The 14,668-nt window shown below is 42.1% G+C and carries 10 protein-coding genes; 3 read left to right on the top strand and 7 right to left on the bottom strand.

Annotated features, from left to right (window positions below; all coding sequences use genetic code 11):
- Window positions 1-114: 114 nt before the first annotated feature.
- Both V7K84_RS14295 and V7K84_RS14290 read right to left on the bottom strand, forming a co-directional pair.
- Window positions 115-285 carry a hypothetical protein gene (locus tag V7K84_RS14295; protein WP_334838935.1) on the bottom strand — a complete coding sequence of 57 codons (171 nt, stop codon included), beginning with the start codon at window positions 283-285 and terminating at the stop codon, window positions 115-117.
- Complete coding sequence (locus V7K84_RS14290; protein ID WP_334838933.1) at window positions 257-925, bottom strand: SMI1/KNR4 family protein; 669 nt, start codon at window positions 923-925, stop codon at window positions 257-259. Before V7K84_RS14290 ends, V7K84_RS14295 begins: the two co-directional genes overlap by 29 nt.
- Window positions 926-1,216: 291 nt before the next feature.
- On the opposite strand from V7K84_RS14290, the gene V7K84_RS14285 reads away from it, so the two are divergent.
- Window positions 1,217-3,631: a tetratricopeptide repeat protein gene (locus tag V7K84_RS14285; RefSeq protein WP_334838931.1), complete on the top strand. Its 2,415-nt coding sequence runs from the start codon at window positions 1,217-1,219 to the stop codon at window positions 3,629-3,631.
- Window positions 3,632-3,691: 60 nt separating this feature from the next.
- Here the strand turns inward: V7K84_RS14285 and V7K84_RS14280 are convergent, their stop codons facing one another.
- Window positions 3,692-5,215: a hypothetical protein gene (locus V7K84_RS14280; protein WP_334838930.1), complete on the bottom strand. Its 1,524-nt coding sequence runs from the start codon at window positions 5,213-5,215 to the stop codon at window positions 3,692-3,694.
- Between the two features lie 213 nt (window positions 5,216-5,428).
- Between V7K84_RS14280 and V7K84_RS14275 the strand changes: the two genes are divergently transcribed.
- Window positions 5,429-6,160 carry a Uma2 family endonuclease gene (locus V7K84_RS14275; RefSeq protein ID WP_334838928.1) on the top strand — a complete coding sequence of 244 codons (732 nt, stop codon included), beginning with the start codon at window positions 5,429-5,431 and terminating at the stop codon, window positions 6,158-6,160.
- Between the two features lie 76 nt (window positions 6,161-6,236).
- Here the strand turns inward: V7K84_RS14275 and V7K84_RS14270 are convergent, their stop codons facing one another.
- The 3 genes from V7K84_RS14270 to V7K84_RS14260 all read right to left on the bottom strand — a co-directional run bounded on the left by V7K84_RS14270 (window position 6,237) and on the right by V7K84_RS14260 (window position 10,194).
- On the bottom strand, window positions 6,237-8,228 hold the full coding sequence (locus tag V7K84_RS14270; protein WP_334838926.1) for an ATP-binding protein: 1,992 nt from the start codon (window positions 8,226-8,228) through the stop codon (window positions 6,237-6,239).
- Complete coding sequence (locus V7K84_RS14265) at window positions 8,225-9,496, bottom strand: DUF4255 domain-containing protein (protein WP_334838925.1); 1,272 nt, start codon at window positions 9,494-9,496, stop codon at window positions 8,225-8,227. The genes V7K84_RS14270 and V7K84_RS14265 overlap by 4 nt, the downstream gene beginning before the upstream one ends.
- Window positions 9,497-9,762: 266 nt before the next feature.
- Window positions 9,763-10,194 (bottom strand): EamA family transporter, encoded by a 432-nt coding sequence (locus V7K84_RS14260; RefSeq protein WP_334838924.1) that lies wholly within the window; start codon window positions 10,192-10,194, stop codon window positions 9,763-9,765.
- A gap of 406 nt (window positions 10,195-10,600) precedes the next feature.
- Here V7K84_RS14260 and V7K84_RS14255 point away from each other — a divergent pair, with 406 nt between their 5' ends.
- On the top strand, window positions 10,601-12,415 hold the full coding sequence (locus V7K84_RS14255; RefSeq protein WP_334838923.1) for a serine/threonine protein kinase: 1,815 nt from the start codon (window positions 10,601-10,603) through the stop codon (window positions 12,413-12,415).
- A 176-nt stretch (window positions 12,416-12,591) separates the two neighbouring features.
- Here V7K84_RS14255 and V7K84_RS14250 read toward each other — a convergent pair whose 3' ends face one another.
- Window positions 12,592-14,190 carry a peptide ligase PGM1-related protein gene (locus tag V7K84_RS14250; protein ID WP_334838922.1) on the bottom strand — a complete coding sequence of 533 codons (1,599 nt, stop codon included), beginning with the start codon at window positions 14,188-14,190 and terminating at the stop codon, window positions 12,592-12,594.
- Between the last annotated feature and the right edge of the window lie 478 nt (window positions 14,191-14,668).

Raw genomic sequence — 14,668 nt, 5'->3', positions numbered from 1 at the left:
CTGCAAATTGTTGACAATATTTTTCGCTAATTCAAGCTGTTCTTTTGACGTTTGATAGCGCTTTCCTTGTCGGTCATACCAATACAAGACCTGACGCTGGATATTACCAGATATCTATTGCCCTCTACCAATTCCCAAACCAATTTCTGGCATCCAAAAGGGTTCGCCAATTTGCAATTGATAGCTACCATCTACTAAGCGATAAACTTCAAAAGGTTGGTGGCGATCGCTGAGGATTAAATTTATCTCAAAGGCTTTATGCATTCGTTGATGAGATATCGCCATTAATGTAACGCTGATATATTTCCTCGCATATTCTTGAAACTGCTGCTCCTTTTCGGGTAATTGAATTTGCGAGATAATCTCTTGCCATATATTTGACATCAAGCAAACAGCTCATTTCTTCATTTATAATATCCCAAGCTTTTTCCTTCTCCACAAAGTAAGCTGCTTCATACCAATCTGCTCCATGCAAAATTAAGTTAGTCAAATTGTCGTAACGCAGTGAATAATCATTACATTCTGAGTCGTATATGCGTATGATGCTATTTCTTTGTGGATTAGGCACAACTGTATACAAAACACCGCCGTTACACCAAAGCTGGAAAATAGGGAAACTATGTTCAAACCAGTATGCTTGTTCACGCTCGTGATAGCGAATTTCACCCATTTGCTCGTGGTAAGCACTTACAGCTGCATTCAAAGACATGAATTCATAATTTTCAAATAGAAAGTCATATCCTGATGAACCATTACGCCATTGATACAGTTCATAAACCTCTTCAGGTAATTTGAATGGCAAAAATCTAGTACTTTGTTCAATATATTCACGCGAAAGTCCTGGAGCTAGACAAGAAATTCGCTCAGGTCTATTTTTTGTAAACCATGTATGAATTCGTTTCAGTCCTTCAGTTAGTTCTGACATTTTATGCTCAAATTTTCCCAAACTAAAGAATCTAGTCTATATACAGAACAATTTTGTAGGTTTTTTAACACCAATTGTGCAACTTCTTTCCCATTTTGGCAGGATGAGGCTTAGAAGGGTTTAGCCCATCTTGCATAGGTTTATATCAGTTTAGCTGGAGGTTTCCAGCCAAGGTCGGAAAAGTCGGGAAAAAAGTCGGGTTTACAGAATCTTATCCGAAAACTCCAGCAACATAACTGTAGAGTAATTTATAGTTGTCCTTAAAATCTGAACTACCCTTGTCGTTACCCAATGGACGCTGAAGCAGCATTAGCATGGTTAGACGCCACAATTCCCCCTCAGACTGGGGAACGGTTGAGCGATTTGCAAAAAGTGATTCTTGTGCAAGTTTGGTTGGGTAGAAAATACTTGGATATCGCTCATTCTTACGGTTGTACCGAAGGACACGCCAAGGATGCTGGTTCTCAGTTATGGAAGTTGCTTTCTAAGGTATTGCGAGAAAAGATTACTAAAAGTAATTGTCGCGCTACTTTAGAACGGGTTTTGAGAAAAACTACTGCGATATCATCCAGTCTGATTGATTACTCGCGATCGCCCCAAAATCCCACCCCAAAATTAGAGGATACCAATTTTATTGGACGAACAGAAGCGATCGCTCACCTGAATACTTTGGTAAATCAAGGTTCAAAAGTCATTGTCATCCAAGGTGAGGGCGGTTTAGGCAAAACTACTCTAGCGCAGCAATATCTTCAAACTCAGGGGTTTGACTTGGTTTTAGAACTGCTAATGGCGAAGGAAACGCAAAATATCACCCCCGCCGAACGTGTAGTAGAGGAATGGCTTAAACAAGATTTCGATCGAGAACCTGGGGTAGAATTTGGCGTAACTTTGGGACGACTCAAGCGCGAACTCCACAATCGGCGGATTGGGGTGTTAATTGACAATCTCGAACCTGCATTAGATCGACAAGGTGGGTTGATTGCTTCTCACCGCAACTATGTAGAACTATTGCGGGTTTTGGCTGATGCCAGGGTGCAATCTGTTACCTTAATTACCAGTCGCGATCGCCTTTGTGAACCTGGGTTAAATGTGAATCACTATCGGCTTCCTGGCTTAGATGAAAGTGCATGGCAACAGTTTTTTAGCAACCGGGGATTAGCCATCAACTCGCCAACTTTGCAAATCATGCATCGCACTTATGGCGGTAATGCTAAAGCAATGGGAATTCTCTGCGGTTCGATTCAAGAAGATTTTGACGGTGATATGGCTCTTTATTGGCAAGAAAATCATGCCGATCCGTTAGCAGCAACCGACTTAAAAAATTTAGCAGTTAGTCAAATCAATCGCCTGCAAGCCCTCGATCCTCAAGCTTATCGCTTGCTTTGCCGTTTGGGATGTTATCGTTACCAAGATATACCCACCATCTCATCACAAGGGTTGTTTTGTTTACTCTGGGATGTCCCAGCCGATCAACATCGCCAAATTATTGTCTCTTTGAGAAATCGGTCTTTGGTGGAGTGTGAAAAAGGTGAATACTGGTTGCATCCCGTGATTCGTGCAGAGGCGATCGCGCGTTTACGCCCTAGCGATGAATGGGAAATTGCCAACCACAAAGCCGCTGAATTTTGGACAACTAGTGTTAAACAAATTGAAACTTTTAAAGATGCTTTGCAAGCTTTAGAAGCATATTATCACTACATAGATATTAATGAATTTGAGTTGGCGGGTAAGGTCATTTTAAAAAGCCGAAATAATCAATGGCAGCAATTTTTGCCTCTTGGTAGTACCTTGTATCGGATGGGTTTAATTCAACCGATACTTGCGGCAATCGATCGAGTTGTTAATAATCTGGAAAATGACCAAAATCTCAGCGAACTTTATAATATACTGGGCGATTTATATTGGATAACAGGTAAAATTAGTCAAGCGATCGCTTGTCAAGAAAAGACTATTACTCTGGCAACCCAAGCACTCAAATCACTTGTACCTCAGCCAGAGAATAAACATACAGTTTACTATCTGAGAATGCTAGAGGTAGATTCTTTATTAAGTATTGGCCTTTACAAGATAGATTTGTGGGAACTAGAGGTAGCCGCAAAGTTATTTCAACAGGTAATTTACTTAGCTCAAAATACCGAGCATCATCGCTGGGCAGAGAAAGCTTCAGTCTGTTTAGCTTTGGTGTATTCTTATTTGGGTTTGCGCGATCTCTCATATCAATTAGCAGATGTAGCGTATCAAAATATTACGAACGAAAAACTGATAGAACAGACTGGAAGATTTGTCTATTTTATGCAAATTTTGGGTCAAACCTACGTCAATTTAGGCAAATTTTATCAGGCAAATCAGATATTTCACCAAGCTTTGACTTTTGCTGAAGAAAGTCATTATACGCAAGTAAAAGCAAAAACACTCAATGGTTTAGCAGAAATCCATCGGCAAAAAATAGATTTTGCATTAGCTATTGCTAATCATACAGAAGCAATCGAACTTTTGGATAAAATAGGCGCTAAATGCGATCTAGCTGAAGCTTATTTTCAATTGGGTTTAACTAATCAAAAGATGTCGAAGCCTGATGAAAGTCAAATAAATTTCGAGCGAGCGATTCAGCTATTTACTGAAATCAAAGCACCAAAACAAGTTGAAAAAGTTTTAAAGTGTGCCACTCAAATCTATATCACCAGTCGGGGATTGGAAACGATATAAAAATCTTTGATTTAGTAGACGGCTCTGCAAACAAATCAAAGTAAATAATTAAAAGTTGACTCAAGGACTCGGTGCAGTCCATTGAGAAGTCGTTTGATCGTACTTCCCTTTTATGGTTGCAGCGCGAGGACGAGCTGCTGCTAAAGCCGCTAGCTCATCGTCTTCTGAGGTATAGTCTCCAAAATCTACACCTAATAAACCACCATTACCTAAAATTCCGATACTCTTCAAATGATCCTCAATATTATCTAAATCAAGAATGTCAGAGTCATCATTACTTAAAGTTCCCATCCACATAATCCAAATATCTTTTTCTATTTGAGCGACTTCAGGTTTAGTAGGGTCATAAGCCAAAATAGAATTGCCAAAGGCACTCATCGCAGTTGATTTCTGTCTCAATTCGCTAAAGACACTTGCCATTCCATTAATGCGCTCATTCATAGCATTAGTTGCTGTTAGTATATCTGCTGGCGAATATGACGATGCACCACCAGCAATTTGTACCCTGATTTCCGCAATTAATCGCTCAAGAATAACGGTATTTTTATGTAAATTGGCTAATACTTTATTGGTTTGCAATGCACCACGATACATTGATGCAACGTGTTGCCAAATATTACTTCGCAGCATATCAGGTGAAAGACCACCAGGTTGTAAATCACTGCCTCGTGTTGTGATGGCATCTGATACAGCAAGAGCTACTGCTGAAGACGCAGCTCCTTGTAAAAATGAAGAACCGGCTGCTGTACCTGCATCCGCTAGCGTGAGAGCAAACCATCCGGCAGCAGTAGAAGGAGCAATATAGGCGGCGGCAAGACCTGCTAAAACACCCGTTCCTATTCCTAAAAATATTCCTCTCCAAAGAGTTTGATTTTGTGCTTCTGCTCTTCCTTGACCAATTACTCTTGAGTAATTGCTGTAAGCCATATCGTAATTTATAGAGAAAATTCTTAATTTTGTACTGATTAAATCAGTATTTGCTACAGATAAATCCACATAAATACTACCTAAGTTATGACAAGCATCAATTAATCTTGCATTGGCTTCTGTCAGTGGCAGTTTTGTCGAAAGTTCTGTAACTATTGGGTTTTTTGGCGCTCTTTGCAACACTTCACCTTTCTGTTGTACTACATGAGTCAACTGATTATTCCCTGGCGATTTCTTTTGCCCAAAGTAAACATCGAGAGGTTTAGTTTGCACTTCTCTCTCTTGAGTCTGTTTTTCCTGCGGTTGCATCGCAGTATTAGGCATTGACATGACTTGATTAGCCACCCTATCGGCTTCCTGCTCATACTGGTCTTCTGGTTCTTCAACAGTCAGTTTTGCTTGTGGACGACGCAATGCTATGCTACTAATGTCGTGAACAGGCTTTTTTTTGATAGCTTGTGATTCCCAAGATTCTTCGCCAGCAGATTGTGCAGCTTGCAGGTCGGTTGATACCTCAGAGGATGCTTGGATTGGAGCTTTATTTGCGATGTCAAAGCCGCGCACTGGATTTGCCAGCGTTGGAGTTGTTGCTGAGAGCAACGACGGATTTGAAGTGGATATACCTACTTTCTTAGACCCAAATATGCGATCGCTCATCTCACATCCTCAAGCATATTTTTGAATCAAATTATACAATTTGTTTCGTGGCGATCGCTATCGACTTAAGTATAAATTATTATTTGCCGACAGTGGCTCTGTGTGAGCGAGACTTGTAATCGTAGAAAGATAGGATAGAAAACTGGGGCGATCGCTTTTGCAGGTGAATGAATTGGGTTAAGTTAGATTTATCTTGTAAAAATAGAAATTATTATGTCTTCTGCTCAAGATTTAGGAATAATTTTAGAAGACACACCAGAAGATGTTATATTTCCTCCTGGTGATTTATACAGTGATGAACCACCTTTGGAAACAGAACTTCACTTGCGGCAAATACTGCTGTTGATTCAGTGTTTGGAATGGTTGTGGCAGGAGCGTCAAGATTTCTACGCTTGCGGTAACATGACGATTTATTACAGTCCGCGTCAGCGTAAGTCTGAGGAATTTAGAGGCCCTGATTTCTTTGTAGTTTTAAATACCCAACGTAAAACACGCAAAAGCTGGGTAGTTTGGGAAGAAGAGGGCAAATATCCAAATGTGATTGTAGAGATTCTTTCTGACAAAACAGCTGCTACTGATAGAGGCTTGAAAAAGGAAATCTATCAAGATATTTGGCGGACTCCTGATTATTTTTGGTTTGATCCGGTAAGTTTAGAATTTAAAGGATTTCATTCATTAGATGGTCGTTATCAAGAACTGCAAGCAAATGAAGCAGGTTGGTTATGGAGTCAGCAATTGCAGTTATATTTGGGAGTTTATCAATCGAAATTGCGCTTTTTCACTCCTGATGGACAACTGACACCCACGCCTGAAGAAGTAGCACACCAAGAACAGCAACAGCGTCAACAAGCCGAGCAGCAACGCGAACAAGCCGAGCAGCAACTTGCTCAAATGGAGTCTATGCTTGCTCGCTATCGCGAAAGATTTGGTGAATTACCAGAGTAATTTTGTTTGCTATGGAGTTGGCGTAGATACAGCCTGCTAGCTACCAGCATTTTCTACTAAGGTCAAAATTATAAAATCACATCCATCCACCAACTTCTGCATCAGTCAAGGGTTTCTCCAACTTACTATATTCTGTTTGAGCCGCTCGCAATACGTGTTTCATTTGCACTGGTTCCCCGGCATCGGCAGCCAAAAAAGCTGCATTTAAGGCAATATTACGGATATTACCCCCAGCCACATTGAGCCGTGCTAGTTGCAAAGCATCTAAGTCTGCGGTTGGGGTTTCATCTGGAAAGACGCGTCGCCAAATCTCGGCTCGTTGTGTTGTATCGGGGAAGGGAAACTGCACCACAAAGCGAATCCGCCGCAGAAAGGCTGTATCAATTGCACTCTTCAAGTTCGTAGTCAAGACTGCTAAACCTGGGTAACTTTCCATACGTTGCAATAGATAGCTAACTTCTATATTGGCATAGCGATCGCGCGCATCTTTAACTTCACTTCGTTTACCAAATAAAGCGTCGGCTTCATCAAATAACAAAATCACTCCACCTTGTTCTGCGGCATCAAATACCCGGCGCAAATTCTTCTCTGTCTCGCCAATATATTTGCTGACTACCGATGATAGGTCAATACGATAGAGGTCGAGGCGCAATTTATGAGCCAGTACTTCTGCTCCCAAAGTTTTACCAGTGCCGCTACTACCTGCAAATAAAGCGCTGATTCCCAATCCCCGCGCACTCTTGCCTCCAAAACCCCAATTGTTATATACAGTACTACGTTGGCGCACGTGAGCCGCAATTTCCCGGAGAACTTGTTTCTGTACCTCTGGCAATACTAAATCATCCCAATCACCAGATGGCTCAATTCGTTGGGCGAGTTCATCTAGGCGCGGACGTGCTTGCACGCGGCAGGCATCCCATAAAACGCTAGCGATCTCGGTTTCTGGTGTTTGTGCTAATTGTCCTGCGGCTTCTGCACAAGCAGCACGAATGGTTGCAGCACTGAGGTTAAACTGATCCACCAAGGTTTTGACTTGCCCATTCATTTGCGATGCACTTGCCCCTAATGCATCTTGCCAAACTACACCTTGTTCTTTGCTAGTTGGTTGATGTACGTCAAAATTAACTACTAGGCGTTGTGATAAGCCGATCCGTTCCCGACTTGTGACTATTAAAAAGCCCTTTATGCGTTCGATGAAACGAGCGATCGCATTCAATCGCGCTGTATCATTAGTATCCAGTTCGTTGCAGTCTATCAGTAAGGCGCTCTTACTTAAAATCGTCTCACGAGTCCACAGGCGGATGAGATTATCCAACTCGCCTGGTGCTAAAGGAATGACTTGTGCAGGCATTACCCACAAGCTTAAACCCTGAAGTTGACAAACTGTGGCGGCAATATCACGTTTACTGGCAGTTTCACCACTAGATAACTGGACGATTGGCAAGCTATTAACCTTGTAAGCTTGTGACCAAACTGCTGCGATTCGCTCTGCTAAATCTTGGTGCGAGGGTACTAAATCGCTAACCTCTTGTAATGGCTCAATAATACCAGCTAGCCGTTCGTCAAGATATTGAATACCCGTGAGATAATGTAGAATCCGCTCGTCAATTCTTAAGGGACTGAGAGTCAGGGCATGACCATCACCAATTTGAATTAACCGCCAATGACGTAAGGGAGCATTTGGAGCGATCGCATCCCAGTGGACGTTAGGTAAAGCTGCCAAAGCTAAACCCAAAGTTGGGTAAGCTCGTTGTGAATCGCCGTGAACTATAGCACACAATTTGGCAAAATCCCCATTTAATTCCATACCTGCACACAACAGCAACAGTTCGCGCTCAAAGGATGAGAGACGAAACATTTTGCATATTCTCTCCAATGCCGATGGTGCAGGCATAGCAGCAGTAGCTTCCTGTAACTCCTGCTGTAAATGCTCTTGGTTGTTCTCTTCAGGTTGATTTTGCTCTTTTGCCGTGTGATTTTCCAAAATACCACGCACCACGGCTAGGGCTGCTGATAGGTAGCGGTAGTTTGCCTCATCCCAATTGTGATTAATTGTCGTAGCATTCATAAAATTGTCACCTGTGGCGAATCATATTCCCCAAACTGATTCTTTTGCAGTGGACTTTCGGCCCCATCTACCCGCGCCCGGACAATATAAGTTCCTGGTTTGACATTTTTGACCGGAATCGCGATCGCATCAGTGTCTTGGGTAAGTGGTGCAGCCAAAAAAGAGTAAGCTACCGGATTATCACCTGATACCTCATTGAGTAGCAAAACTACCCGCTGTTCCTTACCTACTTTCGGCTGGAATTTAACGGTAATTTCTGCTGCGCGTAAATTCTCACCGCTATTTTCTACTTGAGTGACGAATGCTGTAATTGTTGGATGTAAGACAAAAGCCGCCACGTTTGATTCAACTAGATGATTCGTTTGCCCTGCATTGCCCATTGTTAGATGTACAACTTGGACACCCTGTACGCTTGCGTATAAATCTGGCGGAACTAACAAGCTGATTTGCGTTTCTTTTACTTCTTGAGGTACTAGTAATGTCTCCCTATTACCGAAACGAACTCGTGCGATCTCACCGCGTAACCGTTTACCACGAATTACTAATGTTGTACCTGCAACAATCATAGGTTCAGTTTTTGTCTGAGCTATAACTTGCTCTATATTCGGTTGAGACAAGGGCATCATGTAAAAACTTTCAGACTTGTCATTGGTACTTTCAATCAATACCATTGACGCCAGATAGGTAGCTGAAGGTCGATAGTGTGTTTGTAAAGCAGACCATAACTTAGAAGTTTCTTCCATATTAAAAAACTCTGGAGTCAATTTGATCTGCCCAATTTGTTCGGCTAAAGCGGATACAGACACACTTGCTACAGCTTGCGAAAAAGCACTTGAGGTATTAGTTGTAGATGCATTTATCAAAGCATTTTCAATAATATCAGATGCGATCGCTGGTGTTTTGTGTAATAAATGCATTGCATAGCCGAGTAAAAGCTCCGCCTGAAAATCCTTGGCTCCGTAGGCTGTTAGTAAGTAATGGAGATCGAGAGCTAGTGGTGGAGTTGGAGAGCGTGGGTTTCCATTAATCCGTGAGTGCCTGCTGCGAAATTCTTGAGATACCCAATCGACATTGCGATTCTGCGTCACTTGATAGAGAAAGAGGTTGATTTGAGCGCGCTCGTCAGCTTCAACTGAAATTCGATCGGGCGGTAGGGCAGTTACAATCACATCACCAACACTAGCAGCGATCGGATCGCTGACTAAACCATTTTCCAGCAAGACTTTTAGTACTGCTGTCACTGCGGCTATAGAGAGCACATTACTCATCCTGATTCCTCATGGCAATAGCACATATTAATCATGTACGCCAGAGTACATTAATGGAATATATTTTGCAAAACTTTAAGTCTTGTTGTCGCCAAGACTATCAGCACGAACGCTTAAACTTAAACCTTTATGGGACAGTAGTTTTACTTTTTTCACTTCATCGATAATCTGTGATGTGGAAAAAGTATTTGCCAAAAAGCTAGGATTTTGCCGGATAAAGAAAACCGAGTTCTTAATTTTGGATCGAGTCGAGCTTAATTAAGATTTTAAATAATTAAAACTAAAGTGCCGATGACTACTAACCCAGTTCCTAAAAGGATCTTCCAGCTTAATGTTTCTCCCAAAAAAATGACTGAAAACAATAAAACTAGTACCAAGCTTGATTTATCAATTGGTGCAACAAGGGAAGCTTTTCCTGTTTGTAAGGCTTGGAAGTAAAAAATCCATGATAACCCTGTAGATAGTCCAGATAATAATAAGAAAATCAGGGTTTTTTGGGATATAGCTGAGATATTAACTACGTTACCCTGAAAAAATACAATCCCCCAAGCAACTACTAAGATGACAACAGTTCGGATTGCTGTTGCTAAATTAGCATTCACATTTTCTATGCCAATTTTGGCAAAGATAGTTGTCAATGCTGCAAAGCCAGCTGACAATAATGCATATATCCACCATGTTGTGGTGTTGCTTTCCATCTTAGCCTCCTGATTCGCTAGTCAAAATTAGCAGTGTAATTTAAGAAGAGTGTTAAATTCAATTACTTGTCTGTAAAGTTTGACTTGCTAGGTTCGTAGTTTGCGCTCTCCGGTTTCACTCTTTTAGTCACTCAGTACTACTGAAGCAGACCATTGTCGTCGGACTTGCGCTAACTTAAATATCAGGAACAAATTTCAACTGCTATTAGGTCTAAACTTTAAACATTTTATCAAAATTATCATATTACTTTAAGTTACTAATATGTTAAGCTGAGTATAATTAGACAAGTACTAGTAGTATATATTACTAATATTCATCTAGGTCATGAAGCAATCATATTTTGTAATACTAGTAATATCTCTGACTAAAATTAACACTTAAAGTAACTAGGATGGGTTGCCCCAGATGAAATCCCCACCTTCTTCAAATTCTTGGAATGGTCGCTTCGTCGGTGATAACCAGCGATACCGTTTAGACAGACGGTTGGGCGGGGGTGGCATGGGAGAAGTTTTCCTGGCAACGGATACCCGTGTTGGTCAGCAGGTAGCGTTGAAGTTGCTCAAAGATACGCTGGTGGCATCACTCGAAATGAGAAAGCGTTTTGAGCGGGAGGTGGCGGTTTGTGCTGCTTTGCAAAGCGACCACATTGTTAAGATTAGTGATTGTGGTGTAACCCCGGAAGGTTTTCCATTTTACGTCATGGAATATTTGCGGGGGCAAACGCTCAGGCAATTACTGCTGCGCGAAAAGCGCCTGTCTGTTGAGCGGACGGTGAAAATTATGGCGCAAGTTTGTAAAGGTCTACAGCTTGCCCATCAAGGAGTTACTCTCCAACGAGATGGCGGCAAAACCACTGAACATATTCAGGTAGTTCATCGCGATCTGAAGCCAGATAATATATTTCTAATATCAACAGATTTGGGAGAATGGGTGAAGGTTTTGGATTTTGGTGTTGCCAAAATTCGTAGTGAATCTTCAGAAAATTCCAATATTACAAATATAACTAGTACATTTATCGGTACATTTCGTTACGCACCTCCCGAACAAATCCAAAGCGATCGAAACCTGGATGCTAGAGGTGATATTTACAGCTTAGGGATTATCCTTTATGAAATGCTGAGTGCAGCCGACCCCTTTGGAATCAGCATTAAGGGTAGTCATATCAGTGAGGCTTCTTGGGTATTAGCTCATGCTTATGAGCCACCAAAACCACTGCGCGAACAACCAGGGTGTGAGCATTTACCCGTACAATTAGAAGCCGTGGTGATGAAATGTCTCCACAAGAACCCAGCCAACCGATTTGCAACGGTAGAAGAACTAAATCAGGCTTTGCAAGCTGCTGCCAAATTTGCCACAGAATCTAGCGTACCCGAACAAATGACTGGGCGATCGCAACCTTCTTCTAATCAAGGCTCAAATCACGAAACTCTTCCCAGACAATCGAACGACGACACAATTCTGCGTCCTCCATCTGGTTTCAATCAAGGTTCAAATCACGAAACTGTTCCCAGACAATCGAACGACGACACGATTCTGCGTCCTCCATCTGGTTTCAATCAAGGCTCAAATCACGAAACTGTTCCCAGACAATCAAACGACGACACGATTCTGCGTCCTCCATCTGGTTTCAATCAAGGCTCAAATCACGAAACCGTTCCCAGACCATTTAACCCAGTTGAGCAAAATCAACAGAGTCCTGTGAATAATCCGAACGCCAGCAAACCTGATGTGACGTTATATCAACCACGACCAGGAGCTGATCGAGGCGGGCAACAAGTACCACCAGATAAGACGTTGTTTCAACCGAGACCAGGAGCTAATCAAGGCGGGCAACAAGTGCCACCAGATAAGACGTTGTTTCAACCGCGACCAGGAGCTAATCAAGGTGGGCAACAAGTGTCACCAGATAAGACGTTGTTTCAGCCGCGACCAGCATCTAATCAAGGCGGGCAACAAGTGCCACCAGATGTGACTTTATATCAACCACGACCTGCATCTAATCAACGCAGACCACAAGCGCGAACGGATGACACTATTTACCAACCAAGGCTAAGTGAGCAGCTAACTACGAGAATTACTCCCAATTTCTTGCGAATCGTAGGGGTGGTGTTGGCTATTGGGCTGACTTTAGCAGTAGTGACCTATATATATACTCAATTGCAATCTGGTAAACAGCCAAACAACCAGCAAAATTTACCTAACAGCGATCGGCGCATTTAGAACTAATCAGTTTTCAATCAATACGGTTCGGTTAAGGTTTTTTGATGAAAATTATAGATCGCAAAGACGCGATAAATTATCATAAAGACGCGATAAATCGCCGTCTCTACAAAAGACTGATATTGTAGAAACGTCGATTTATCGCGTCTCCCGACTTGGGCGAATTTGCTGTGCCCCTATATTTCATCCCAAACCACAGGAAAAGAATAATCTGAAAACGGCGAGAAATCACGATTTTCGCTGCGGGTTTCTTCATCCAGAACTTTGACAACTTTGTTATAAATGTCTTGTGCTTGTTGCGGTGAATCACCGATGCTGGTTAATCCCACCTTGCCAAACTGCGAAAGGCAACCCATAAGATGAAACACTGTACCCGTTTCTGTACCGCTGTCAAACTGCAATCTGTGGTGAGCAATGATATCCATTAAATCATTAGGTAATAATCCCTGATAGCGCTCTTTTTGGAGATTATCAGTGGCAACGTAGTATTTTGGACGACCTTGTTGACTATAAAATAAACCCGTGGAAAGGTCATAGCGACCGTTTGTTAATAATTTCAGGGTCATGAATGGATGAGTTGTACCGCCTTTACGTAGGTTAATTTCGATCGCCTGAATATCCCAATCTCCATTACCCTTGTCAACGGCGATAAAATCTACACCAAACCGCTCTAAAGTGCCTTTATCTGCTAGCTTTCTGCCAACTTGAAGTCCCAATTGCTGTAATTGCAATCGATATCTTTCATCAGCAGGAAAGCTGCAACCAAGATAAATCTGACCGTCTGGGCCTCCGAGAATTTGGTCGTGAGTTGAAAGGATTTCCACTTCGCCTTGGGGCGTGATCCGTCCTTGAACGCTGGGCGATCGCTTAATTTCCCCTTCCACAAATGCTTCGGAAATTGCCCCTAATTCTGGAATTCTTCCCGAAAAATTATCCCACGTCTCAAGTTTTGCTTGAAAGCGCATTGTTGAAAGGCGATCGCTAATTGCGGCTATCCTTTCGGCATGAGTACCAGTGTTTGGTGCTAAATTCTCAATCGGTCTGAGATCCAACAATGCATTCCCCTCGCCAGAAATGCCCTCGTTGAGTTTTACTACTACCCGTTTTAATGTTGGTTGGCGTTCCCACAAATCAACGGTAGCTTCTGCCAAATCTGTGGGGTTCCAAACTTTTTCGCTGCCATCTGGATGCGGTACTTCGCTTTCCTTGAAAATTTGCCGACTGCCACTTTTTGTTCCCCAAATCTGTAAATCTGGTGCAGCAGCATACAGTGGTACACCTAATTTTAAAGACAATTCGCCTTCCCAGTGCGAAGAGTTATAGCAGATCATAAATGATTTGTCTAGCCTCAAAGATTGCTGAATCCGCTCTAGCAGACGGGGGCGTTCTAAAATCTTTTGGCTCAAAGGCTTAAGGGAGGAATCGTAAGTAGAAAGTAACAACAAGCGATTGCGAGCATGAGAAAAGGGAATTCCTGGCAACAGTTGCAAATAATAATCAATGATACTCGGATGCAGCGGTACTGATGTTACATAAATCAGCCGAGTTTGGGGATTCCGCAACCGAATTAAGGAAAATAGTAATCTTTCTTCATAATGTTCGCAGCCCTCGATCTTTTGGAGTTCGCGCTGGTCAAGACTCAAGGAGGGAATAATTAAAATATCCGCTTCGCTATTGTCAAATAGTTCGCTCGTTTTCCAGCGATCGCGCAGGGTTAATTGTAAGTGGCGAAACTTTTCAACCTGTTCTAACTCGGAAATATTTAATGTTGCCATAACCCATGCCCTCTAATGATCTCAATGTAGCGCACCACGCACCCTTTTGGACGATGTATAGTCGTCGTGTCAGGATTCAGATAGTTTTGCAAAAAATTTCTGGAAGTCCGCAAGGATCGATCGAGCTATAGCAACCCGCAGATCGCCGACTTTTTAATTTTTTTTCCCTCTTAAGGTTGAGCTAATTGCTGCTTACTTTACCTCTAGGGGGCGATAAAGTACAGCAATATAATAGTTAACTTGAAAACAGATGAAAAAGATAAATTCTTCATCACATTAGAGTTGTGTACTTGTTTTCATGGTCAGGCGTGAGCATAAATAATGTAAGTTGCGTAGAGTTGCTAGGAATAAGTAAGTTTGGCAAACATCCAGGATATAAATGTCTAAAATTGCAAATGGCTAGTGAGAGTCAAAGTAAAAAATAAACCTTGGGTTGAATTTTCGATCCAAGGTTTAGTTATGAAATAGGGAATAGGAG

The sequence above is a fragment of the Nostoc sp. genome (assembly GCF_036917315.1).
Lineage (GTDB): Bacteria > Cyanobacteriota > Cyanobacteriia > Cyanobacteriales > Nostocaceae > Nostoc.
Note: the sequence above shows the minus strand (reverse complement) of the source record. Positions and strands in the feature narration are given on the sequence as shown.